Consider the following 26,252-nt stretch of genomic DNA (forward strand, 5'->3'; position numbering starts at 1 on the left):
AAACGAAGAAAGAGTTGCTAAAGAGGAAGTTATTACTTATTTAGAAAAAGAAAACTTAGTTGATAAACCAGTTTCTAAAGTTAAAGAAGAAGAAAAATTAGAAGAAGCTTGTTGTTTAGAAAAATCATCAGCTTGTTGCGAAGAAAAATCAGAATCTTGTTGTTTAGACAAATCAGAATCTTGTTGTGAAGAAAAATCAGAAGCTTGTTGTTTAGAAAAATCAGAATCTTGTTGTGAAGAAAAATCAGAAGCTTGTTGTTTAGAAAAATCATCAGCTTGTTGCGAAGAAAAATCAGAAGCTTGTTGTTTAGACAAATGTTCAAAAGACAAATCTTCATGCTGCTGTGGTTTGAACTTAAACTCACAATTAGTAAAATTCCATATTGAAAACATTGAGGAAAAAACTGCTTACCAAATTGGTGCTAAAGACATCGAAGCAGAATTAGAAGGACACGAAGTTGAAATTATCAAAGTTGTTCCAAACAACAGAGCTTTAGATGTTCAATACGTAGTAAGAAAAGGTCAAGAACAATCAGCTATTGCTGTTCAAACCTTACATGGATTTAAAAATGAATATGAAACAACCGTTGTAACTAACGACAAAGTTTCAAATGGTTTTTGAGCACTTATTGTTATTTTAATTCTTCTAATTATTACTAATGTTGTGTTAATCACTTTAAGAGCAACCAGCATTATCTAATAAAAAATCAAAGGTTAGTCTTTTGACTAACTTTTTCTTTTTTTAAGAATTAATAATATAATTATTAAAGTTATGGCAAAAAATTTAGCAGCTGAAACTAGACCAGTTTTATTAAAAGATTTTTTAGGTGATGAAAATTTAAAAAAATTATTCCAATTTATTATTGAGAATAATGATTTTCGTTCATTTATTTTTTATGGAAAACCAGGCACTGGTAAAACCACTATTTCTTATATTTTGGCCAATCAATTAAATGTTTCTTTTGATTATTTTAATGCTGCCATTGATAAAAAAGAGGATTTAATTAAAAAAATTGAATTAAATAAAATTTTAATCATTGATGAAATTCATCGTTTAAATAAAGATAAGCAAGATATTTTATTACCATATTTAGAAAATGATTTAATCACAATTTATGCTACTACAACCGAAAATCCTTATTTTAAATTAAATCCTGCTTTACGCTCAAGGTGCCATATTATTGAAATTCAACAACCAAGTCCTGAAATTATTGTTCAAAGGTTAAAACAAATTAATCAAGAATGCAATCATAATCTTAATTTAACCAATGAAATTTATGAGTTTATTGCTTTGCAATCTGGTGGAGATTTTCGAAATGCAATTAATAAATATGAATTAATATATTTTTTATTTAAAAATAAAGATTACGTTGAACTTGATGGAGTAAAAAAAATTATTCCACAAATTAATTTTAGTTCTGATAAAAATCAAGATGCACATTATGATTATTTAAGTGCTTTTCATAAATCTTTAAGAGGAAGCGATCCTGATGCTGCCTTGTATTATGGATTGCTAATTTTAAAAACAGGAGATTATGATGGCCTTTTTAGAAGAATGCTTTGTGCTTCTTATGAAGATGTCGGCTTAGCTAATCCTAAATTAGGCAATGAGGTTTTAAATGCAATTAACGCTTTTGAAAGATTAGGTTTGCCAGAAGGAAGATTACCAATTGGCTTTGCTATTTTAAACATTGCTTTAAGTCCTAAATCAAATTCAGTTTATACTAGTATAAATAAAGTCGAAAAATATTTAAATGAAGGTCATATTTATGAAATTCCTAATCATTTAAAGGATGCTCATTATCAATCGGCTTCAAAATTAAAAAGAGGAATTGATTATAAATACCCTCATGATTTTTCTAAACACTATGTAAAACAAAATTATTTACCTAAACAATTATTAGCCCAAAAGTTTTATTTGAAAAATAAAATCGGATGAGAAGAAAAAATCAATAAATATTGAAATGATATTAAAGGAGAAAAAGATGAAATTTAATTTAGATGAAATTAACTCAATTGAAGATTTGAAATTAATTAAAAATAAATTTAATAACTCTGTTGAATTAAAAACATTAATGGAAAATTTAAAAACTGCCCCAAAAGAGGAAAAAGCATTAATTGGAAAACAAATCCAAGAATTAAAACAAGCAGCTGAATTATTTTTTGAACAAGCAAAACAAAAAATCACTAATTTAGAAATTGAAAAAACTTTAGCAAATGAGTATGTAGATTTTGCTGAACCAATTAATTTTGAAGGTACAATTCACCCAATTAATATCATTTGTCAAAGATTTAGAGAATGATTAATTGCAAATGGTTATTTTGAAACACAATATTCAGAAATTGAAAACGACGAATACAATTTTGAAAGACTAAATATTCCTAAAGAACATCCAGCAAGAGATATGCAAGATTCTTTATATATTGAACCAAATAAATTACTAAGAACCCATAATACCGGAATTACTGCTAGAGCTTTAGAAACATACCAAAATCAAGCTTTTTCACAATTTGCTTTAGGGAAAGTATATCGAAATGATGAAGAAGACGCTACTCATACTCACCAATTTACTCAACTTGATTTAGTTAGCGTAGGAAATCATTCTTTTGGAACCTTAATTTATACATTAGAAGAAATGCTTTCTTATGTTTTAGAAGAAAAAATAAAAGTTAGATTAAGACCATCTTATTTCCCATTTACTGAACCTTCTGTTGAAGTCGATGTGTTTTTTAAAAATCGTTGAGTTGAAGTTCTAGGGGCTGGAATGCTTCATGAAAATGTTTTAAAAATGGCTGGTTATACTAATAATATGAATGGTATTGCTGCTGGAATTGGGATTGAACGTATTACAATGATTAAATATGGAATTGATGATATTCGTGAACTTTATTCAAATGACAAACGTTTTTTAAAACAATTTAAAGAATTATAATAAGGAGGAATAAATGATTTTTTCATATAAAAGATTATTAAGTATCATTAATAAACCAATTTCAGTTGAAGAAATGGTGCAAGCTATTAATTCCATTGGTTTTGAAGTAGAAGGATATCAAAAGTTTAATGAAGTAGAAGGGATTAAATTTGGATATGTTTTAAACACCTATAAAAACCCTAATGCTGATAAATTAACTGTTTGTGAAATTCAATTTGCTAATAACGAAAAAAGAATTATTCAAACTACCGCTACTAATGTAAGGGTTAATAAATATTTAATGGCATTTGTTCCTGGTTCTAGAAGTGGAAAGACAGTTTTTGCCCCAAGAACAATGCAAGGAATTGTTTCTGATGGAATGTTAGTAGGGTTAGGTGAAATTGGTTTTGACGAAAACATTATTCCTGATGAATTTCAAGATCAAATTTTTGTGTTTGATCAAGCCATTGATTTAAATAATGATCCAATGGAATATTTAGAATTAAATGATTATTTAATTGATGTTAGCATTTTATCTAACCGTGCTGATGCCAATTCTTATTTAATTATGGCAAAAGAAATCGCTGCTTATTTTAATCACCAAATTCCCGCATTAAAAAATAAAAAACCAACTTTTGAATCAGATTTAAAAGTTGCTGATTTAATTCAAACCCATCATTTTACTTTAACTGAAACTAAGGATACCAATTTTAATTTAGAAATTCAAGATCAATTATTTCTATGAAAACACAAGATCAAAACTTTTAACAATTTAATTGATTTAACCAATTTAGTATTGCTTTATAGCGGTGTTCCTTGTCACGTTTATAATGGTGACGATTTAACTTCTAAAACATTTTCAACTGGTTTATCAAACCAAGAAATTAGCATTTTAGGTAATAAAAATGTTCAATTAGAAAACAATTTAGTTGTTAAAAACGGTAAAGATATTGTTTCATTAGCAGCAACTATTGGTTTAGAAACTAAAATGTTTAAAACTCCAGCAACTAAAGCTGTTTTAGAATTAGCTTCATTTAATTTAAAAGAAGTAAGAAGAAGCGCTAAACAAATTAAATTAGAAACTTTATCTTCCAACCGTGCTTCTAAAGAAATTAACGGTGGCGAAATTTTATTGGCTTATTCATTTATTGCTTCACAATTAAATGATTTTTCAAATTTAGTCAATCCTCCTAAAATTAAAAGAACATCAATTATTTTGGATAAAAAATATCTTAATAAATATGCTGGTTTTAATATTACTAGAACCAAAAAATATCAAGAAACTTTATCAAAACTAAGTAATTTAGGTTTCGAATTTAAAAATGATTTAGTTTATTTCCCTAATTACAGATATGATCTTCATACCATGCAAGATTTTGTTGAAGAAGTATTTAGATTTTATGGATATGATAATTTTCCTTCAAAACAACCAACTTTAATTCGTTTGTTAATGAGGCAAAACAAAGAATGAGATTATTTAAAATTATTTAAAGATAAAGGTTATCAAAACATAAGAACTTTTACTTTAATAAACCCTGAAAACAATATTTTTAATCCATTTGGCTTTGATACTAAAATCAATACCCCTTTATCAAAAAATTTAGAACATTCACAAATTAGAAATTCAATGATTTTTTCATTAAATGATATTTTAATAAGAAATCAAAAACAAGGAATGAATAAAGCAAGTTTCTTTGAAATCGGTATGATTAATGAAGAAATGAATGTTTTAGGAATTGTATCAAACGAAAAGACATTCAATGAAATTAAAACTGATATTACTTCTTTAACCAATAAATCCTTAGTCTTTAAAAAATCAAGTAGCAACATTTTTCATCCTAATGTTAACTGCGAAATTTATTTAGAAGACCAAATGATTGGTTATATTGCCAAGATCCATCCTTCATATTTAAAAGATAAAAGTATTTATGCTGAAATTTTATTAAATAAGATTAATGATCATAATTTACAATATAAACCTTATCAACATGCTCCTTTAAAATCAAGAGACATTACTATTAATTTAAAACCAAATGAATCAATTGATGCAACTATCAATAAACTTGCCCAAATTAAAGGAATTCATAAAGTTTCATTATTAGGAGTATTTATTAAAGAAGATCAAACAAGAAATGTAACTTTATCAATTTTATTAGAAGAATGAGCAACCAAATGGTTTGATAAGGATTTTAATTAGCAAAAACCATAGCTGTTTTTGCTTTTTTCCTATTTTTTTCTTAAATCTAAAAATAATTAAGCTTAGATTTATAAAATAGAAGTGGAGGAATATGAAAAAAGACGAAGCAGAAATTTTAAAAAATAATGCATTATTAGAAGCAACACTTAAAGAAATTGAAAAGAAATTTGGTCATGAATCTATTATGATTCTAGGTACAAAACCAGATATTCAACCAGAAACATTTAGTTCAGGTTCCTTGGCAATTGACCGAGCTTTAGGGATTAAAGGATGACCAAAAGGTAGAATTATTGAAATATATGGACCTGAAAGCAGTGGAAAAACCACCATCGCCTTACATGCCATTGCCGAAATTCAAAAAGCTGGTGGGATTGCTGCCTTTATTGATGCTGAACATTCAATAGACCCAATTTATGCAATGAATTTAGGTGTTGATATTAATAACTTAATTCTTTCACAACCAGATTCTGGCGAACAAGCCTTAGAAATTGTTGATAGCTTAGCCAAAACTGGTGCAATTGATTTAATTGTGGTTGATTCAGTGGCTGCATTAGTACCTGAAGCTGAATTAAATGGCGAAATGCGTGATCAAGTTATTGGGCTTCAAGCAAGATTAATGTCCAAAGCTTTAAGAAAGATTACTGGCTCATTATCAAAAACAAAAACTAGTGTTTTATTTATTAACCAAATAAGAGAAAAAATTGGTGTAATGTTTGGCAATCCAGAAACCACCCCTGGAGGTAAGGCATTAAAATTCTATTCAACAATCAGAATGGAAGTAAGAAAACTACAAAACTTAACTAATAATGGTGATATTTTAGGTAATCAAGTTAAATGCAAAATTGTTAAAAATAAATTAGCTGCACCTTATAAAAATGCTCAAATTGAAATCATTTTTTCAAAAGGAATTAACCATTATTCAGAAATTATTGATTTAGCCGAGGAATACCAAATTCTAATTAAAAAAGGATCTTGATATAGTTTTGAAGGAGAAAACATTGCCCAAGGTAAAACCAATTTACAATTAGTTTTAGAAACCAATAAAGAATTACTTCAAAAAATAAAATCCTTAGTATTAGAAAAAATTGGGTTTTAAGGAATTTAAAAAAACAGTTTTTAGATTTTTGTCTCTAAAAACTGTTTTTATTTCATTCGTGCTTAGCTTTTTTAAGTTCTTTTATTATTGATTTAAATAACCAAGTATAAACACCAATAAATCCACCAATAAAGCCAATATTAAATATAAAATAAATGATGACAATTCCAACTATTTTGTATTGAATGAACCCAATAAAAATTAAACTATAAATTATTCCGCCTAAAGAAAGCCCAAAAATAATAGAGGTAGTAATTAAAATAGCTATTTTTGGTATTTTTTCAATCTTAAATAAAGCTCAAAAAATAATGCAATTTAATGGAATTATTATTATATACCCCATATAATCAGCGAAGAAATAAAACCCACTATATCGAAATGAAATTCCATTTACTACTCCAATTGATTTATAATGAAAATATTCAAAATATAATGGACATATTATTAATAAAAGGATTGCTAAAGCTATATGGAAGAATATCAAACATCCATTTCTAATCTTCTTCATTATAGGTTTCACTTTCTATTAAAGTAGTAATAACTGGACCATAGTAATATCTGTCTTTGTAGAAAAAATTCTCTTTTAATTTCCTATAGCTACCTACTGATTTTAATGTGAAATAATATGAACCATATGCTTTTGTTCAGTAAGAATATAAAATAATATTTGTCTCTCCTCCAAAGCAACACGTTCCTAAGAACATGTCAGAATTATCATCATATCCATACATTAAATATGCATGATCAAATCATTTTTCATTCAGAAAAGGAGCAACACCTAAAATAACTGGATATCCATTTCTAACATTTTTTCAAGCTTGGTAATATCCTGCATATTTTCCTTCTAATTTTCAATTTAAATTATTCTTTCCAATTATTGATTCAACTGACGTTCAATAATGTTTGGTGTTTTTTAAATTAATATGTCTTTCATTTGATTCATATAATTTATAAGGTAATAATTTTTGTCATGCTTCTTTATTTGCGTCTATAATGTGTTTAAAAACAGGAGATGAATGTTCTAATTTTCTTGATCAATTTATTTGAATGTATTTATCAAAATCATCTTCTGAAAATATTGAAGCATCAATAAATAAATGATTATAAAGTAGTAATTGAGATAATGCTACGTATTCGCAAAGTCCATTTTTACTATTAGGATCTTCATATTCAAAATCTATATAACCAGTTTCCATATCACTATTTCTTGTTGCAAATCATCAAGCATGTGGTACAACGTGAGATACATTAAACTTATTCTTGCCATAATAAGACAATTTTGGATAATCTAAATTTGTTCCATATTTTCTTCGATCCATATTCATTGTTGATATTTCCATTTTTCTTTTGTTTCTTTGATTTTTAATAAATTCAACATCATTTGAAATTTCTAATGGTAAAATATTTTTCTCAATTTCTTCTTTTGAAAATATTTGATTAGATAATAATGATTCAAATTTGCCATTATTTCTTTCTATTAGCAAACCAAAATTATTAGCATAAATTACATTTTCATTTAAAAATCTTTCATCGTTTGTTGTTATTACTTGTATTGTTACAGTTGTATTTATATCAATTATTGAAACGGCTTTATTAGTAATAACAAAAAAATATTTTTCATTTAAAAAACCATTTATAATTTTATGTCCTATATACTTGATATTTAATCCAATAATTCTTTTTATTCTTGCGATTTCAGAATTGATTAAAAAATGTTGTTCTTCTTTATCTAATAATCCCTTATCATTTTTTTCTTTGTAACTTATATGCATTGACATCATTGACAAAGATAGTAATGGTATTAATGATAAATTTAAAATTAATTTCTTATTCATAGCCCCCTTTTTTACCATCCTACTATTTAATTTTACTAAAATTTATATTAGTTTAAATATAAGAAAACGATTATTGAGGTTATAATTATTAGTTATGAATAATGAAAAAATTAATATTTTATTTCTTGGAGACATCTTTGGTTCGCCAGGAATAAGAATGGTAGAAAAAGAATTACCTAAATTAAAAACTAAATATAATATTGACTTTGTAATTGCTCAAGCTGAAAACGTTTCAGGTAGAAAAGGTTTTGAACCAAAAGATTATAAAAGATTAAAAAGAGCAGGAGTTAACGCTTTTACTTTAGGAAATCATGTTTGAGCTAAATCTAAAATCAATGAAATTATTGAGGAAGTAGATTTAATAAGACCAGCGAATATTGATAATAAATATCCAGGTTCAGGAATTAGAATTTTTGAAGTTAAAAATCAAAAAATTGCCGTTTTATCATTCATGGGCATCACTTTTAACCCTTTATTAAGCCCTTGAGAAGAAGAACAAGCTAATGATTTTTTTGATAAATTTGATGAATTATACAATCAATTTGAAGCTGATTATTGAATCATTGATTTTCATGCAGAAACAACATCAGAAAAAGCAATTTTTTCATTATATGTGGATGGTAAAGCATCAGCTTTATTTGGCACTCATACCCATGTCCAAACTAATGATGCAAGAACATTGCCTAAAGGAACTTATTTTGTAACAGATGCTGGTATGTGTGGACCAAGAGATTGTGCAATTGGTTCTAATTATGAAGAGGTGTATCAAAAAATGAGATATAATGCCAAATTACCTTTTCAAGTGTCTGAAAATAAATGCCAATTGAATGGAATTGTATTTACATTAACTAAAAAAAGTGTAGAAAAACACATTGAATTAATAAATATATGAGAATAATTAATCTCTATATTTATTTTTTATTTATAATATTTAAACTAAAGTTTAAGGAGCGCTCTATGTATAATGAAATTGACCAAGAAAAACCAAATTCTAAACTTTCAACTGAAGATGAAAAAATTATTTTTCTATTAAAAAAATATGAGAAAAGAACGAAATTAATTAATATTATTTATTCTTATGAATTGTTTGACCAAAAAATTGAGATAAACGAAATTTTTGAAAATCAGGATTTAAATGCTGATGAAATTTTTGCTTTAGAAAACATTTCAAAAAATTACGATAATTTTAAAAATATTATTATCAAAACCCTTTCTAATGAATGAACATATGAAAGAGTTTTACCATATGTAAGATCCGTTTTAATTTATGGTTTATTTGAATTAATGTTTAATAAACCCAAAGTTGTTATTAATGAATTAATTAATATCACAAAAATTTTTGTTCCAGGAAATCATTATAAATTTGTCAATAAAGTTTTAGATATTTTAGCTCAAGTAGTAAATAAGAAAAATGCGTAGAACTTTATTAGAACTAATTATGGAAAAAGAAAATTTAGATGAATTTCTTGCTGAATCATGAATAAGAGAAGGTTATGTTATTGCTAATGGTGAGAAAACTTTTTTACCTTCTTTAAAATTTGAAGAAAATACTTTTAAATACGAGATTCTTAAAAAAAACAAAAATAAATATGTTTCAAGAGCAGCTTTGAAGTTGATTGAAGCAATAAAGAAGTTTAAAATTGACATTAAGAATAAGGTTTGTTTAGATATTGGCTCTTCAACTGGTGGATTTGTCCAAGTCCTTTTAGAAAATCAAGCAAAAAAAGTTTATGCAGTGGATTGTGGGACCAATCAATTAGATTATTCTTTAAGAACTAATCCTAAAATCAAAATCTATGAAAAAACTAATTTAAAGAATTTAACAAGATCAATGTTTGAAGAAGAAATTGATTTTGTAAGTTGCGATGTTTCATTTATAAGTTCTAAACATGTCTTTAAGGTATGTAAAGAAATTCTTAATGAAAATACTACTTTAATGTTATTAATCAAACCCCAATTTGAAGCAAGCAGTAAATATGTTGAAACAGGTGGATTTGTTAAAGAAGAACATCATCATTATATTATTAATAAAGTCATAAATTTTGCTAAAAGTTTTGAGTTTAAAAATGAATTTATTGCTAAAAGTCCTATTACCGGAGAGAAATCAAAAAATATTGAATATATTTCATTATTTAGAAAGGAAGAAATAAATGAATAATGTAAAAAATAATTTTCCAATGTTTAAAAATCACCCTGATATTGTTTATTTTGATAATTCTGCATTGACTTTTAAGCCTCAAATGGTGATCGATGAAGGTAATTGATTTTACCAAGAATGTTCTTTTTCGACAAGAACCTCGGATTCATTATTAGGTATGGAAATTATCCAAAAATTTAACTATGCAAGAAAAAATATTGCAAATATTGTGGATGCTAGTGAAGAGGAATTAATTTTTACAAGTGGAACAACCGAGTCTTTGAATTTAATTGCAAGGATGTTAAAAGAAAAGATCGAACCAGGTGAAATTATTCTTTCTTATTTTAATCACAATTCAAACATTGTTCCATTTTTTGAAAATTTTCCCCATTCAAGTTTTAAATTCATTTTTGTAAAAAATAATCAAGAACTTTTAAATAATATAAATTCAAATACAAGAATTATTGCTATTCCTGAAATTTCTAATAATTTTGATGTTGATTTTAATATGGCAGAAATTTATTTAAAAGCAAAACAATATAATGCCATTTTAATTAATGACGCAGCACAAGCAATCGTCCATAAAAAAGTAAGTTTAAAACATAGTGATGTTATTGCTTTTTCTGGTAATAAAATTTATGGACCAATGGGCACTGGAGCTTTAGTTGTTAAAAAGCAATTACTTGATCAATTAAAACCAGTTAAATGAGGTGGCGGTCAAGTTCAGGATTTAAATTTATGTTCTTGAAACCCGAAACCAACTATTGCCAAATTTGAGCCAGGAACCCCTAATTTACCAGGTATTTTTCAATTTTCAAAGGCTATTGATTTTGTAAGAAGCATTAGTTATGAAGCTATCCAAAAACATGAAAAAGCAATTGCTGATTATTTATATGATGAATTAAATAAAGTCAATAATGTTCAAATTGATTCTCAAAGAGGTTCTCATTTAGTTTTATTTAATATTAAAAATTGACCAGCTCAAGATGTTGCTTCTTATTTAGGCCATCATAATATTTATGTTAGATCAGGAGTATTTTGTGCTCATTCTTTTAGAGAAATTAAAAAATATCAAAATAGTTATATAAGGGTGTCTATTGCTTTTTATAACACTAAAGAAGATGTTGATAAATTAATTGAAACTTTAATTAAATCAGGAGGTAATTTCCTTGAGTTCATATAATAATCAAGAGCGTCAACAAATTATTATGGACGCTTATACAAAACCACAATATAAAAAGGATCAAATTATTCAGAATAAGAACACATTATCAGAACATTCAACAGTTTGTGTGGATGATATTCAAATGAACTTGGTTTTTGAAAACAATGTTTTAAAAAATGTTGAATATAAAGCTAAGGGATGTGCTATTTTTCTTGCTTCAGTGGAACTTTTTATTAAGCAAGCACTTTATAAAACTAAAGTTGAAATTAATTCAATTCTTGATGATTATTTTGAAATGATTAATACTAATCAAATTGATGAACAAAAAGCAAGTAATTTAGATAAATTAATTGTTTTTAAAAATGTTAAGGTACATTTAAATCGTTTAGAATGTGCTTCAATTATTTACCGAATTTTTAAAAAGGCGATTAATGAATAAAACCATTTTGCATTTAGATATGGACACTTTTTTTGTCTCATGCGAAAGAAAAGTAAATCCAAATTTAGTAAATAAACCAGTCGCAATTGGTAAAACTCATTATCGTGGTATTGCTACGGCTTTATCAAATGAATTAAAACAAAAAGGATTAAAAGCAGGTGATCCAGTTTTTAAAGTAAAAGCAGTTGAGCCTAACACAATTTTTGTAGATTCTCATTATGATTTGTATAGTTCTGTTTCAAATGAAATTTTTGAATTTTTAAAAAATAATTACACTAAAAAAATTGATATTTATTCCATTGATGAATGTTTTATCGATGCAAGTGAGATTATAAATCAATATCAAAGTCCCATGGCATTGGCAAAAAAAATTCAAAACGACATTAAAATAAAGTTTAATTTGCCTTGTTCAATTGGGATTTCTTTTTCTAAATTTCTTGCTAAAATGAGTACAAATTTAGCCAAACCGCATGGTATAAAAGAAACTAGGATAACAGATATTAAAACTAATTTTTATGATTTACCAATTGAAAAAGTTTTTGGAATTGGTAAAGCCAATTCTAAAAAATTAAAAGATGCAAAGATTTTTAGTTACAAAGATTTAATAGATTATCCAAATGAGTTATTTTTAAGAAGAGTGTTTGGAAAAAATTATAAAATTTTTATTTCACAATTAAAAGGTAGCCCAAAGGAAATTGAAATTGTTCAAAATAATATGAAGGGATATGGCAATTCAATAACATTTGATTTTGGAAGAACTAATGAAAAACCAATTATTTTGAAATTTTTAAAAGACTTAAGTGAAACGGTCATACAACGGACAAAGGCGCACAATGTTGAAGGTAATATTATTACTGTTAGTTTAAGAACCACTGAAAAAATTTGAATTCATAAAACCAAAAAATATGCTTCTAATTTTAATGATATTCAATCATTTTTTGAAGCTAGTCTGGCTATTTTTGAAGAATTTTGAGATGCCAGTCCCATTATTGGCTTGGGATTGCGTATTTCTAATGTTAATTCAATTTTCAAACAACAAGGATCATTTGATTTGTTTGAATTGCAAAACCCCAATTCTTCTAATTCGATTATTAACAAAATCAAGCAAAAAAACCTTGATTTTGAATTAAAAACATTGGGTCAATTAAAAAAAGAAAATTCAAATGAAGGAAAAAGTATAAAATTTGTACATAATAATTTGAATTCAAAAACAAAAATTAAAATCTAAGGAGTTATATGCGGATCGGGATTTTTGGAGGATCATTTAATCCAATTCATAAAGGACATATTTTAATTGCTAAAGAAGCAATCAAAAAATTAAATTTGGATAAATTGTTATTCATTCCTGCTTATCAAAATCCTTTTAAAGATTTAAAAGGTTATGTTGATGTTGAACATCGTATTAACATGATTAAAATGGTTTTGGAAGACAAAATGGAAATTTGCGATTTCGAAGCCAAACGTAAAACCAAATCATATACAATTGATACTGTTAATTATTTAAGTCAAAAATATAAAAATGATCAATTATTTTTATTAATTGGAAGCGATAATATTCCTAAATTAAATAAATGAGAAGGTATTAAAGAAATTGCTTCAAAAACCCAAATTGTCGTGTTTGAAAGAGGTAATAAATATTCTAAAATAAATATTAAAAAGTTCAATGTTCAAAAATTAGATAATCCACTTTATGATTTTAGTTCAACTGATTATCGTAAAGGAAAATTAGAAATTGTCGAACCACAAGTTCAAGAATATATTGGAAAAAACTTTTTATACATTGAAATGATTGCTAAAAATATGGTTGATATTGAACGTTATAAACATTTAAATTTTACTGCTCAATTTGCTGCTCAATTGGCTAAAAAATGAAATTTTCCAATCAAAAAAGCATATCAAGCTGGTTTTTTACATGATATTGCTAAGCAATGAGATCATAAAAAAAGTTATGATTTTTTAAAACCATATGGCTATAACAAAGATAATTTACCATCTTATAAATTGCATCAAACTTGTGCTTATTATTATTTAAGAGATGCTTATAAATATCCAGATTTGGAAGTTCTAGAATCAATAAAAAAACACACTTCATTGACTTTAGATTTAAATTTATTGGACAAGATTTTATTTATTGCTGACAAAATTTGTCAAGGTAGAGCTTGACCTGGAATTCAAAAATTAAGAAAATTAGCTTTTTTAGATATTGAACAAGCCTTTAAACAAGTAGTATATGAATGTTGTATTGTTTTTAATCAATCAAAAGGAATTAAAATTGATGAAGAACAATGAAAAATTTATGCTAAATGGTCAGGAATAGAAAAATAATATTATTTGTATACAAAAAAGATACTTTTTTAAATGATTTTTATGGTTTATATTTTGAATTTTAAAATTCTTTACATTTTTGGTTGTAGTTTTAAAACTTACTATGTTTAGTAATACATATTATTATTTAATTTCTTTGTCGTAAGCAAAGAATTAAAATATTGTTTATAAATGTAGTAAGTTTTAAATAATAATAAAAACCTTTCTTTTTAAACTTTCACATTTTCATTATAACAATAATTTTTATTATTTACAAAATTTATATTTATTTTCTTTCTTCTTGTTTTATTTACATCATTTAAGCATTTTACTAATGATTTGATTTTAAACTAAAAGAAAAGAATAATATTAAAGTTTCTAGTTTGTTTTAAGAAATTTATTAATGGGTAGGTTATTAACTTCATTCTTTAAATCTACTTCATGTAGGTTTTATAACTTAATTTATTGTGTAGGTTATTAACTTATGATCTTTACTTATAACTTTGAGTATGTTTAGTAATTTATTTATAGGAATGTAATTCCGTAACTTTAGTTAAAGCTATTTATTATTATTTAAGTTATTTACTAAAGATAAAGAACATAATAATAGTTAATTACTTACAATAAAAAATTAATTAATTCAAAGAATTAATTTTTTATATGTAATTAACTTATATGTTTTTCTTTTATTTATTAAAGAAAAACTAAAGCAAAAAGAAAAAACGACATGATTTAAAACCACAATGCCAAAAAATCATAATGAAATGAACAAAAATATGGGGTTACCCCCCACATTACGAAAATCAATTTTTTAATTATCACCAAATTTTTAAGCCACTTAAAAGGTCTATGAAATTTCATTTATTTTTAATTTTGAAAGCTAATAAAGCCCTAGTGTTGTCAAACTTCTTTGCTGTTTTAATAAGCTTGTTTTTGTCTTTTGTGGTTAATAAACTCTTTTTTATTTTGACTTGAATTAAAAAGTTTGTGCCTCATGACTTTGCTATTATATCAGTAGCATATTTAGCATTAGTTTTATCGGTGGTTAATAATGCTACAGTGTTAGGTTTTCTGTTTAAAAACTTTCTTAGCTCCTTTTCTTGTTTATACGCTATAAACCCATAATAAAATATAAGCTTATAGAACTTCAAAAAATTCTCTTTTGAATAAATACCCCTTTTAACTAAATAAGTGGCTAAACAGGCACAAAAACTAGTGCTATGAGCTTTTTTAAATTCTTCATAAGTTTTATAATCTCCATCTTTAAAATAATTTCTTATGTTAAGTTCTTTATTATTCACTTTTGGTAAAAACCTTTTTTTAATTCTCTTGTTTTTCATTATTAAATTCCTTTAGTTGTTTCATTTGTACCAAATTTAAAAAGGTTTCTGCTGCTTGTTCTAAAATAATTAATTTTTGTTTTAGGTTTTCTATTTCATTATCTTTTTCTTTGGCTGTATCATTATTATTAATTACATTAATTAAATTAGCAATTTCTTTGTCGTCTCTGGTGTAATAGTGTTTTAAAATGGTTCCAACATTTTTATGTCCTGTAATTTGTGCTATTCTTTCGACGCTAATATTTTTATTAAGCCCTTGAGTTATAAAGTATTTACGTAGTTTGTGGGTAGTGAAATTTACTTCTTTTCAAAAATCGTCTTGGGTTTTTATATATTGTGCAAATTTGTCAAATCTTGACTTTAATGCAATTCTTGTTAAAACTTTATTTTCATTTCGTTTAATGGCTTGAAAAAGATAAGCAGGAATAATGCATAATCTTTTATTATTTCCTTTTAATGGGAAAAATTCGATAATAATGTCATTTGCTTCATTGTTTTCTAACGCTTGGGAAACTTTAGATTTTATTAAATCCCATGGTAAGTTATATATTTCCCCCATTCTTAAACCATTAGCTTTTATAATGTGAAAATAAACAGTGAATAAACTTTGTTTTTTATCAAAAGTATTTAATAAATTAATTAGTTCTGTCATTTTATCGTTAGAAATATGTTTATTAATTTTTAAAACTTGTTTAAAGGTAATTATTTCAGTCAAATCAAACTTTTTTATAAAACCATTTTTAAAGCAAAATTTTAGAAATGCCTTAATTCTAATTAAATATGTATTTTTAGTGGAGTTGTTAAGATTTAATTTATTAATGGCTTCATTAATTTCTTCATAAGAGAAAATTTTAAAATCCACCTTTCTAAGTGCAACACCAAAAGAATTTACGTGTGCTTTTGTTTTGCCTTGATTTAATTTATATTTATTAAATTCATCTAATCATTTTAAAACTTCCATGTTTATTTAACCTCTCTTTTAATTAATCTTCATAATTTATTAATGTTTTCTGGTTTAAAGGAAATAATGAATTTTTCATTATTAATTACTTGTAAAGTTCATAGATCTTTTTCTTTATTTCTTGTTAATGTTCCTCAAAAAACATAATCACTTTTACAAAAACTTATGCCACATTCTTTATTAAGTAATTTTATTAATTTAGTTTCCATTATTTTCCTTTGTTTTTTTATTATTAATTACTTTATCAATCCATCTGCAAAAGTTTTCCATAAAACTTGTTTGTATTTTTCTTATAGCTAAAGTATTAAACTTAATTCTAAATTCACTCTTCATATCAATTAAATAAAAATATTCTTTTTTGTGGGGGTCTTGAACTAAAAGTCCTTTATATTTTTCTCCATCTTTAAATTCAATTTCAACAATCTCATTTAAATACATATAAACACTAATACTCATATTATTTTTCCTCTTTATAATAAATGTTGTCAGCATTAAAATCTAATCGCATAATAAATCGTCCTATTTCCTTTTTAATACTCATTTTAGTAATAGCGTCTATTTTGAAATTTATTTCACCTTCATTAATACTTAGAATTTGAAAAAGGTTTTTATTATCTCTATGTTTTACTAAATATCCTTCATATCATTCACCATTAATTAAGTCAATTTTTACATATTTATTTATGTAGTCATATAAATTAATTTTTTCATTCATTTGTGTCCTTTCTAATAAAAAAGTGAGGGTCCCCCCCTCACTATGCACCATAACTAGATTACGAAAATAAACAAAATGTATAAACATTTTTAATATTACGTATATAATTAGGTTGTGCATGTCTAGGGTCGGAAAAAAGACATGCACCTTTTTTATATTTCAATTTTTAGACACAAAAAGACAAACATTAATATAATGCCTGTCCCTTTTTTATAATTGAAAAAAAATCTATATAAAGATTACAACAAAAAAGGGTCGGTTATTTTGTGTCTACTAATATTCTATAACATTTTTTTCAAATGTGTTTATTTTTTTAAAAAAAAGTATATAAATTTCATAAAAATAATTTTTAATCGAAAATTAATTAATTATTTGTATAATGTAATTAGGGTAATTATATTACCCTAATCCATTTATTTTGAAAATAACATAACGCCTGTAAGTTTTTTAAAGTTAATTTTTACGACTTTTCTTTCTTAATGATTTTTAATAAAAAACCGAGTATTAATTACTCGGCTTATTTTTTTAATGCACTACAATTCTTTTTTCTTCCTCTTCTTTAGCTGTTTCTTCTTCGTAATAACTTGCGTCTTCTGGTTCAGGTAAATCCTCTATGGTTTCATTTGAGGCATTATTTGCCACAGTTTCAGTTGTAGAAAGGGGTTTTATTGTTTCTTCTTTTAATGGCTCTAAAATGGGCTTATTTGCTTCATTAGAGGTATTTGAAGAAGGTAAGGGAATTTCTTTTATTAAAGAAGCAATTTTTTTGGCACTTTCTACCACATTATTATGGTCTTTTAATTCAGTTTTTAGCTTTAGGTTTTCAGCAACTAAATCATTAATGCGGTGCAATGCATTTTCTTCTTTAATTTTAAAGTTTTCAATTAAAGCATTAACTTCATTTAATTTTTCATTTAATGCTTTATTTTCATTTTGGTATTTTGCTGTTTGTTTTTCAGTTTCTTCCATATATGGGGTCAATTTATTTTCTTTGTATGCTTCTAATTTCTTTGCATATCTGCTTAATGTGTCTTTAGCAGTTTCTAATTGCACTCTTAAATCCATTATTAACTTATCTCTTTCAACAAGTGCTTGTTTTAATTCGGCTTCTTTTTCTCTAGCTTCTTTAATTGCAGTTTCAAGTTTTTCAGTTAATAACTTCACGTTATTTTTAGCATTATAAATTTTTACAAATGCTGCAACTATCATACTTGTAAGAATTGAAATAATTGGCACAAAGAATATCGCAATATCTTTTATATTCGCTCAGTTCATAATTTCTCCTTATTTTAATGTAATCCCGGCGGACGATCTGGTGTTCTTGGCGGACGATCTGGTGTTCTTGATGAATTAACTAATGATGACAAATCATTTACATTGGTTTGTAATTTTGTTATTTTACTTTCTAAAGTAGCAACTTTATTAATTAGGTTTTTCAATTTCTTTAATTCATCTTTAACATTAAAAACATCTTTACCAGAAGTAATAACTAAATCACTTCCCAAAATTGTGGTTTTTTCTTCATCACTGCCCTCTTGAAAAATAAATTCAGCATAACCGTCTTTAATAACGGTAGAGTTTTCAAAGTCAGCTCTAATTGTTAAAGCATAATTATAGGGACTTATACTAAAAATTGTTTCTGTTTGACTTAAATCTTCACTATCTATTTGCCTAAAAACTTTATTAATTTCATTTAAAACATAATCATTTATAGGTTTAGGTTTATTAGCTTCTAATAAATTTAAACGACTAGTTAAATAATTAATTTTGCTATTATTATCACTAGCAGTTGCATGATATTTAGCATTAAGGTCATTAAACTTTTTAAGGGTTTCAGCATCAGCTGTTGTATTAGCTGTTAGGGCTGCTTCTAAAGCATGAGTTTTTGCTTTAGCTTCTTCTATATTTTGATTTAATAAAATTATTTTACTTTGACTATCTACAACGCTATCATTTAATAAATTTAATTTTGTATTAGTTGGCTCTAAGTTATCATGAATTAATTGGATAGTTGTGGTTTGTAAATTATCAGTTTGTCTTTCTAAATCTCTTACACTTTGTTTAATGCTAATAAATGTAGCGTCATTTTTGGTTTGGTATAAATCAGTTTTATTATTAGCTTCATTTATTTGATTTGCTAAATTATTAAAGTTATCATTTATTAATGTGGTGTGTTTCTGTAATTCTAAATTAATCTCGTCGTTTTTAGCTTTTTCTACTTCAATAATTAAACTGTTTTTAAATCTCTCAAATTCCTCATAACTTGGGTGATTTTTTAATATTTCCGCAATAATATCAGGGCTATTTAATTCATATCAGTTTGAGTTATTTAAATACAAAATTGCTTCTGGACTTAATAACTTAGTAACTTCATTAAATTTTTTAATATCCCCAATATTAGCATAACCTCCAAAACTTAAATAAGTTTTATCGGCAAACTCCGGTCAGACATTATTAAAAATTCGATACCTTAATTCACTATATAATGCGCCTTTTAAATTCTCAGCATTAGTTTTGCCCACTTCATTTATAAATGCCTCATAATCTGCTGATTTATATTTTTCTGGCAATTGTCCTAAAAGGTTGTTAATGGTGTGAAAAATGCTGATGGCTAAGTGATTAAAAAGTTTTTCCCTATCATTTTCATAATCTGGGTTTAACTTTAAAATCTTATTAGGAACTTTAAAGTTTTCTGCTGAAATAATCCCAAATTCTAAAAAGTCATCTAAGGTTATTCCGTATCTGATTAGTTCTTCCGTTTTAATCATGTTATTTTGCTCCTATTAATTTTAATGAACTAGAAATATGATTTGATTTCTTGGTTCATTTTGTATTCTTTTGGTGTCTTCTTACTCAATGTTCTGTTCTTCATTTAACTTTTTTACCTCTAGCTGTCTTATATTCATTAATTAAGATATTGCCAAAATCCCTCCCCCTAAAACTATTAATATGTTGCTTATAAAACTCTAATGATTTATCATCAAGTTGGTTTTTTCAAACCAATGTTTTTCTAATATTTTCATAATGACTTAATGCCTCAAATTCAGCTGCTTCAACCATAGCATGCCTCTTATTTTCTCTTTTATTTACGTCTACTCTTAATTTATTAAAATCCCAACCCCAAGAAATGTTATCAATGTAATATTTTCCAGCACTAGGGGCTTTAATGAATTCTTCAAATTCATGTGTGTAAATCTCTTTAGCCCCTTCTCTACGGATTAGTTTTTTATTATTTGTTGTAGCTTGATTAAATAAAATAAAATAAGTAAAAATATTTAAGTTCTTGGTTGCTTCTGTTTCTGGTAAAGGTTTCAGTGCATAAATTCATTTGCTATTTAGAAAAATGGTGTTTTTGTCAGCTTGTGGGTTTAATTCTTTATTTTTGTCAAAATGTTTAGGGTTTGCTTTTTTAATGGTGTCTAAATTAATTTTTTGGTTTTTATCCCAAAGATTATTAAATAATTTAGTTTTTGATTTCTTAATTAATGACGTTGTTTCATTAGCAAAAAACTTTGTCGCATTAAGTGGGTTATTTTTAGCATTTACTAACACTTCTACATTATTTTTTAATACTAATGTAGCAGTTGTTATTTTGGAGGCTAAATGAACCACTTTTTGCACTTTAGGAGCTATTTTTGCCACTTTTGAAACTGCTTTGATACTAGCATGTTTTAAAATGTCAATTGAAGTTTCTACAGGGCTTGCTATTATGTTAGTAGCTGTTTTAAAAACTTGTTTACCAGTATTAACATATTTAACACCCTTGGCAACATATTTGCCTAGTTTAGAAAAGGCGGAAAGTCCTAAAATAGTGGAAACCCCGCCTTTTAATACCGCCATTCCTATGTCTTTTCATTTGATCTCTTTATTATCAAAATAATCAAAAGCAAGTTCTAACGCGGTGTTTAAAACCAGCCCAATAGCAGCACCACCAATAAAACCAGTAAATAAATTCACTACCCACACAACAATATCAATACCTAAACTTAAAGCTATTTTTAAAGCTATTTTTAAAATGTCTTTGGCAATTGATTTTGCAATTTTAATACTTTTATATGGTGAAAGCGCTTTTAATGGGGTGTTATGGGTTTTTCCTAAAACATACATTTATTAATGGCCTATAAAATGGCTTTTTGTGAAAAAGTTTTAATTAATGATTTGTAGGCAATTCCATTTGCATATGTTGCTTCAAAATATACCCCTTGGTCTTCACTTAAATTATCAATTTTTCCAGCTGATGCTGCAATAAATCTTAATCCACCAATACATGAAAATTCAGTTGCAATAATTGCTTTTGTTTCATTTAAATATGGATTTGAAATAATTTTATAACCCCCGATATGAGTAACAGTTGAAGCTCCCCCATCAAATGATAATAAAGCACGATTGCCTATAATTCCACTAGTTGCAATCTTATCTAAAATTTCAGGGCTTACTAAAATTACCACTTTATCTGCTGCAACTAAATCAATTCCTTCTGATTTATCCTTTGTTAATGTTAGTTCAGTTGCTTCTTTTACTAAGGTGGTATAAATTTCTAAACCGCTTAATTTTTCAAAATCTAAAGTTTTTTTATTAGATGGCAATGCTGCTTTTTCTACCATTTTAAAACTTTCTCTTTCAAATGTTTTATTAAATTGGTCAATAAAATATTCCATTTTTTTGCTTGCTAATAATGGTAAATCTTGGTTCATCAATGCTGCTGCTTCAATTGCTTCTGCTGATGTAAAAGGTGTTTCTCATTCTACAGCAATTTTTTCGCCTTGGGTTCATTTATCAAATTTACCAGTTCCTAATTCACTTTTACGTTTTAATGCACCTGATTGTGCTTTTGAAAATCATACTGTTAATTCATTAGCAGTAGTAATTTCATTTCCCTTACACAATTCTAAAAAGACGTTTTTATTTACTGTTTGTCCTAAGATTTTAGCTCTAGCAATATCATCAAGTTTAATATCTTTTTTAGTGCTTCCGTCAGCATTGGTATAGCTTTGTAGTCATAATTGTTTACTTAATTCATTCATATCATTTTACTCCTTTGTAATTGCTCCATTCACATTCTTAAAACCTTGTTTGGTTAAAATAGGTGTGGTATCTTGGTTGTGGTTTAATCCTTGTGGTTTATTAATTGCATATCCTTCATTTTCAGCAAAGTTTAATAATGATTGTTTAATGTTGCTTAAATCTAAATTTGCTAAATCAAAACCACTTTTTTCAAAATCTCTTTTAATTCCCAAATTTTGTCATTCACTTTTTATTAATTGATTTAATTTATTAATAGTTTCAGTTTGCTTTTGGTTTATTAATTCATTTTCATTTTTTAACATTTCAAGGGCTTGTTTGTTTTCCTTGTCTATTTCTTGTAATTGACTTATTTGTTGTTCTTTTGATTTTAAAACTTTGTTTATATATTCTTCATGTTTGTCTTTAGTTTCAAAAATACTATAAACACCTAAGGCTTTTTTAAATTCCTCTGGTTTGCTTTCTAAAGTTAAATTAAACTGATTTAAAACGTCTTCTAAATTTAAGTTTAATGTTGTTGCAATCTTTTCAAAAATTTCTTTCATTATTTCTCCTAATATATTAGTTTTTATAATCCGTCTTTTTGGCAGCAGTTCCATTTTTGTTTTTTAGATTTTAATTATTGTCTTTGGTAAATCATTTGCAATTTTGTTTGATAAATTAAACACCACAGGTTTTTTATCATTAATTCTTATTTCTACTGAATCGTCAAAAATGCTATTAATTTCTATGTAATCTAAAACCTCATTATTATCTTGAAAATCAAATTCCAATTCAAAAACACTATCTAACCTACTGGTTCAATCGATATAAAATAATTTTTCAATTTCTTGGGAATTTTCTATTAAATGACTGACTTGATTCTTGTTAACAGCACTTGAATCAACTTCATCATTTATTACTTCAAATTTAATTGAAATGTTAAATTTTAAATAATTTATATGGCTTCACCCTTCTTCGTCTTTAGCACTATCAGCAGAAAAGTTATTAAAGATATTTCAAAATAAGCTTGGGTTTTGGAATTCATATGTGATTGTTCTGGTTTTTTCAGGTAATGGGGTGTAATCTGTACCTTTTGGGGAACTATGCATTTCCACTTTGAAATTAACAGTATTAAAATCAATTTTGTCATTAGTGGTAATATAGTTATTATTTATTAAAAACTCTCTTAAATAATTTCTTCAATCATAGTTATATTTTTCATATAAATCATTAAGGGCCTTATGTTTGGCAAAGCTTGCTTTATGTCTTAAATCAGTATAATAGTTCTGTAAACTAAAACTTCACATAATTGGTAAAAAGTTATTATTTGTATCTGCTAAAACATCATTTCATTGTTCTTGATATTTTCATTTATAAAATCAAAAATATGCTTTAAATTGTTTGAAGGGTGAGGAATTAAATAGATAATAATCCCTAACTGTTTCATTGCTTAACATTGATAAAGCTTTTTTATTAAATCCAAGATTAGTAAAAGTTATTCCACTTATGGTCTTTTTAATTCTTTTTTTAGGTTTAGGTTTTTCACTTGGGTTTTTTGGTTGATACCCTAAATAAAAAGGAAATGAGGCCCGTCTTTCATTTTCTAAAGCATTAAAAAATAAATAATTAAGGTTTAGGCTTTCTTTAGTATTAAATTCCACTGGTGAATTACTTAAATTAACTTCATTTAACTTATTAGGCAATTCCTTAAAACTTAAAATATTTCCATTAAAATTAATTAACCCTTTATTAATATCACTTAATTTGATTTTACTGGTGATAGTAAGCCCATCTTCTAGTATCTCTCAGTTATATCATTCACTTTGAAAAACAAATTTTGCTTGTCTTTTAAATTCTTCATAATCATTAATGTTTTCTGGTGTTGATAAAAGTAGATAAAAAGGAAGACCAATGTAATGTTCTGTATTAAAACCACCTTTTCAAGTGTGTTGACTTTTTATATAACTTGAAAGCATTAAAATAATTGTTTTAATTTTATTTAAGCTAACTTGATTATTAGCTCTTTTATAAATATCGATAATTTTATTAATTAAGTAATCACAAAAAGGTGCTGCATCATTGCCACTATAAAAAATCGCTTTGAAATTTTCTTTTTGCTCTTTGGTATATCCTAAAAAACCCGATTGTAATACTAAACTTACAAAAATGCATTTATAAAGTGTTTCGGCGATTAATGGTTCATTATCTCCAAAAAAATCATTTAATGAAAATTCCTTTTTTTCTTCATTTTCTAAATAGTCCAGAACATTGAAATTAATTATGTGTTTTCAAAACTCAAAACTCCAAACTACTTTATTTTCATTAGCAATAATAGGGGTGGCTATTGTAGGCAAAAAATAGTTGTCTTTAACTTTGACATTATTAGGGGTGATTATTTTACCAGTATTAGAAACAAACGAAATATTATTTATAAAACTAGTGGTGTTAAAACAAAGGGTCATTTTTTTTAAAATTTCTTGATCATCAAAATCTACTATTTCAATTTTAAAATTATTGTTATTAATTGTTTTTAATGCTCTAATGTCATTTAATTCAATTGTTGTTAAACTTTCTTCATTATCGTCGTTGATTGTTCTTGTTAAACCATTAGCATAATAAAAGCAAGTTTCGGGGTTGGGTTTTTCATCAAAGGTATATAAATAAAATCCATTTTCTTCAATGACTTCATTAGTAAAAAATGAAATGCTATTAGTGTAATCATATTCAGTAAATATATCATTCATTTTTTCATTAATGTTTGTGTATAAATTTCCTGTTGTCCCATTTATGTTTTTATAAAACTTTAGTTTTAAATTGGTGTTTATGTTTGTCCTAATTTGAAATATATTTTTATCATTAACATTTAATACTTTATATTGCTTTAATATTTTTGTATTTTCAAAATTTTCTATTTCCGGAATATTAAACATTATTCTTCTTCCTCATTATTAAAACTTTCTTCTTTTTTAATTGTTGCTGTTTGTAATTGCAAATTAGGGTTTAAAGCCACACCATCATTATTAGTGTTATAAATAGCTTCTTGGCTCTTTAAATATTCGGTTGAAGAAGCAACAATTATTTTTAATTCTTCTTCACTAACTTCATAATTTAGAATGTTTAATATCATTAATAAAAACTTTTTATAATAAATCTCTCTTAAGTTTGCTTTGGTTTCTAAATAATCTCCATAATTAGAATTTAAACTCTCTACTTCAGCATTATGCATATTTTTGGTTCCAAAATCAGCCGAATTCATTCTAAAGAATAAAGCGTCTTTAATTAGATAATTTAACTTATCAATTTTTTGTAAAATGGATGCGGATAAAGTAGAACCTTGAAGCATGGTTAAAGGGGTGCCATTTTCTGAAAAAGCCATTTCATAGCCATTTACATTCACAACCCTTTTATCAAGCTTATAAATGGCTTCTTCGGTCTTTTTGGCTGCTTCACTATTAATTGCACTGGTGATATATAAAAAAGGAGAAGAATAGAAGTTATCAAGCATTAACATTTCTAAACAATTGTCTAAAATTTGAAATAAAGAAGGGTCCACAATTTCTATATCGCTTATGCTCTTGTAATTGTTTTTAAATATTACTCAAGGAATATAATCAACATTAATGCTATTAGAGTTAATAAAATAATTTACACTATTTAAAGACACTTGTTTTTTACTTACAACTTCTTCAGCATATGCTTTATTAAATGAATTTGGGTATTTAGTTAAGTCATATTCTAAACATATGTTATAACGTGTTGTATTGCGCTCTATTTCATCAATTTGAACTAATAAATAATAAAGCTTATTATTAATAAATTCTTGTCTTAAAACCTTTCCCAGTTTTAAAACTATTTCACCATTAAATTTAAAAACTCCAATTGCATATTTTCCATATCTGAATAAGTTTTCTTCTAGGTATTGGATTAATTCCAAAAAGTTATTTTTTTCCAAAACTTCAAATAAAGATTTTTGGGCTTCTTGGTTTTTTAATTCTATTTTTGGCATTTTGAAAGCTAATGAATTAACTTGAATTTTTGCCCCTAATTCGGTATATTGTTTTTTACTATTAGGTTTTATAAAATTTCCATTGCCAAAAAAATTATTTCTATGATTTTGATAATCTTTTAATAAATCGTTTAAAGCCAT

General features: G+C 25.8%; 26 protein-coding genes. 12 read left to right on the forward strand and 14 right to left on the reverse strand.

Features of this window, described 5'->3' with window-relative positions:
* The 5 genes from T401_RS03500 to recA all read left to right on the forward strand — a co-directional run.
* A partial coding sequence (locus tag T401_RS03500; RefSeq protein ID WP_033178911.1) for a hypothetical protein occupies positions 1–700 on the forward strand: 700 nt, incomplete at its 5' end.
* 72 nt (positions 701–772) lie between these two features.
* Positions 773–1,996: a replication-associated recombination protein A gene (locus T401_RS0102450; protein WP_033178912.1), complete on the forward strand. Its 1,224-nt coding sequence runs from the start codon at positions 773–775 to the stop codon at positions 1,994–1,996.
* Positions 1,986–2,933: a phenylalanine--tRNA ligase subunit alpha gene (gene pheS / locus T401_RS0102455; RefSeq protein ID WP_033178913.1), complete on the forward strand. Its 948-nt coding sequence runs from the start codon at positions 1,986–1,988 to the stop codon at positions 2,931–2,933. Before T401_RS0102450 ends, pheS begins: the two co-directional genes overlap by 11 nt.
* Positions 2,934–2,946: 13 nt before the next feature.
* Entirely contained in the window at positions 2,947–5,109 is a 2,163-nt protein-coding gene (locus T401_RS0102460; RefSeq protein ID WP_033178914.1) for a phenylalanine--tRNA ligase subunit beta, read from the forward strand.
* A gap of 91 nt (positions 5,110–5,200) precedes the next feature.
* Complete coding sequence (gene recA, locus T401_RS0102465) at positions 5,201–6,205, forward strand: recombinase RecA (protein ID WP_033178915.1); 1,005 nt, start codon at positions 5,201–5,203, stop codon at positions 6,203–6,205.
* Positions 6,206–6,239: 34 nt separating this feature from the next.
* Here the strand turns inward: recA and T401_RS06975 are convergent, their stop codons facing one another.
* Positions 6,240–6,713, reverse strand: coding sequence for a hypothetical protein (locus T401_RS06975; protein WP_033178916.1), 474 nt, complete (start codon positions 6,711–6,713; stop codon positions 6,240–6,242).
* Positions 6,700–8,040, reverse strand: coding sequence for a putative cysteine peptidase (locus T401_RS06980; protein WP_033178917.1), 1,341 nt, complete (start codon positions 8,038–8,040; stop codon positions 6,700–6,702). The genes T401_RS06975 and T401_RS06980 overlap by 14 nt, the downstream gene beginning before the upstream one ends.
* A gap of 94 nt (positions 8,041–8,134) precedes the next feature.
* Between T401_RS06980 and T401_RS0102480 the strand changes: the two genes are divergently transcribed.
* The 7 genes from T401_RS0102480 to T401_RS0102510 are packed head-to-tail and all read left to right on the forward strand — an operon-like array spanning position 8,135 to position 14,106.
* Positions 8,135–8,938 carry a TIGR00282 family metallophosphoesterase gene (locus T401_RS0102480; RefSeq protein ID WP_033178918.1) on the forward strand — a complete coding sequence of 268 codons (804 nt, stop codon included), beginning with the start codon at positions 8,135–8,137 and terminating at the stop codon, positions 8,936–8,938.
* 59 nt (positions 8,939–8,997) lie between these two features.
* On the forward strand, positions 8,998–9,459 hold the full coding sequence (locus tag T401_RS06985; protein ID WP_033178919.1) for a transcription antitermination factor NusB: 462 nt from the start codon (positions 8,998–9,000) through the stop codon (positions 9,457–9,459).
* The gene (locus T401_RS0102490) at positions 9,452–10,198 is read left to right on the forward strand and encodes a TlyA family RNA methyltransferase (protein ID WP_033178920.1); all 747 of its coding nucleotides are present in this window, start codon (positions 9,452–9,454) and stop codon (positions 10,196–10,198) included. The genes T401_RS06985 and T401_RS0102490 overlap by 8 nt, the downstream gene beginning before the upstream one ends.
* Positions 10,191–11,360: an aminotransferase class V-fold PLP-dependent enzyme gene (locus T401_RS0102495; protein ID WP_033178921.1), complete on the forward strand. Its 1,170-nt coding sequence runs from the start codon at positions 10,191–10,193 to the stop codon at positions 11,358–11,360. The genes T401_RS0102490 and T401_RS0102495 overlap by 8 nt, the downstream gene beginning before the upstream one ends.
* Positions 11,361–11,385: 25 nt before the next feature.
* Complete coding sequence (locus T401_RS0102500; RefSeq protein ID WP_274541128.1) at positions 11,386–11,781, forward strand: iron-sulfur cluster assembly scaffold protein; 396 nt, start codon at positions 11,386–11,388, stop codon at positions 11,779–11,781.
* Positions 11,774–13,009 (forward strand): Y-family DNA polymerase, encoded by a 1,236-nt coding sequence (locus T401_RS06990; protein ID WP_033178923.1) that lies wholly within the window; start codon positions 11,774–11,776, stop codon positions 13,007–13,009. Before T401_RS0102500 ends, T401_RS06990 begins: the two co-directional genes overlap by 8 nt.
* Before the next feature lie 8 nt (positions 13,010–13,017).
* Positions 13,018–14,106 carry a nicotinate-nucleotide adenylyltransferase gene (locus T401_RS0102510; RefSeq protein WP_033178924.1) on the forward strand — a complete coding sequence of 363 codons (1,089 nt, stop codon included), beginning with the start codon at positions 13,018–13,020 and terminating at the stop codon, positions 14,104–14,106.
* Positions 14,107–14,900: 794 nt separating this feature from the next.
* Here the strand turns inward: T401_RS0102510 and T401_RS03365 are convergent.
* The 12 genes from T401_RS03365 to T401_RS07035 all read right to left on the reverse strand — a co-directional run bounded on the left by T401_RS03365 (position 14,901) and on the right by T401_RS07035 (position 26,252).
* Positions 14,901–15,425: a hypothetical protein gene (locus T401_RS03365; RefSeq protein ID WP_052169667.1), complete on the reverse strand. Its 525-nt coding sequence runs from the start codon at positions 15,423–15,425 to the stop codon at positions 14,901–14,903.
* Positions 15,406–16,386: a tyrosine-type recombinase/integrase gene (locus T401_RS06995; RefSeq protein WP_033178925.1), complete on the reverse strand. Its 981-nt coding sequence runs from the start codon at positions 16,384–16,386 to the stop codon at positions 15,406–15,408. Before T401_RS06995 ends, T401_RS03365 begins: the two co-directional genes overlap by 20 nt.
* A 2-nt stretch (positions 16,387–16,388) precedes the next feature.
* Positions 16,389–16,595, reverse strand: coding sequence for a hypothetical protein (locus T401_RS07000; protein ID WP_033178926.1), 207 nt, complete (start codon positions 16,593–16,595; stop codon positions 16,389–16,391).
* Positions 16,585–16,842, reverse strand: coding sequence for a hypothetical protein (locus T401_RS0102530; protein WP_033178927.1), 258 nt, complete (start codon positions 16,840–16,842; stop codon positions 16,585–16,587). Before T401_RS0102530 ends, T401_RS07000 begins: the two co-directional genes overlap by 11 nt.
* Before the next feature lies 1 nt (position 16,843).
* On the reverse strand, positions 16,844–17,101 hold the full coding sequence (locus T401_RS07005) for a hypothetical protein (protein WP_145960558.1): 258 nt from the start codon (positions 17,099–17,101) through the stop codon (positions 16,844–16,846).
* Between the two features lie 525 nt (positions 17,102–17,626).
* A complete protein-coding gene (locus T401_RS0102540) occupies positions 17,627–18,376 on the reverse strand; it encodes a hypothetical protein (protein ID WP_033178929.1) in 750 nt (249 codons plus the stop codon).
* Positions 18,377–18,390: 14 nt separating this feature from the next.
* Positions 18,391–19,869, reverse strand: a complete 1,479-nt coding sequence (locus T401_RS07010) for a hypothetical protein (RefSeq protein ID WP_033178930.1) — start codon at positions 19,867–19,869, stop codon at positions 18,391–18,393.
* Position 19,870: 1 nt separating this feature from the next.
* Complete coding sequence (locus T401_RS07015) at positions 19,871–21,208, reverse strand: hypothetical protein (RefSeq protein ID WP_033178931.1); 1,338 nt, start codon at positions 21,206–21,208, stop codon at positions 19,871–19,873.
* Between the two features lie 11 nt (positions 21,209–21,219).
* Entirely contained in the window at positions 21,220–22,125 is a 906-nt protein-coding gene (locus T401_RS07020) for a hypothetical protein (protein ID WP_033178932.1), read from the reverse strand.
* Positions 22,126–22,131: 6 nt separating this feature from the next.
* Entirely contained in the window at positions 22,132–22,668 is a 537-nt protein-coding gene (locus tag T401_RS07025; protein WP_033178933.1) for a hypothetical protein, read from the reverse strand.
* 63 nt (positions 22,669–22,731) lie between these two features.
* Positions 22,732–25,035, reverse strand: a complete 2,304-nt coding sequence (locus tag T401_RS07030; protein WP_033178934.1) for a hypothetical protein — start codon at positions 25,033–25,035, stop codon at positions 22,732–22,734.
* A complete protein-coding gene (locus tag T401_RS07035; protein ID WP_052169668.1) occupies positions 25,035–26,252 on the reverse strand; it encodes a hypothetical protein in 1,218 nt (405 codons plus the stop codon). Before T401_RS07035 ends, T401_RS07030 begins: the two co-directional genes overlap by 1 nt.

This window comes from Mycoplasma anseris ATCC 49234 (assembly GCF_000702805.1).
GTDB lineage: Bacteria > Bacillota_I > Bacilli_A > Mycoplasmatales > Metamycoplasmataceae > Metamycoplasma > Metamycoplasma anseris.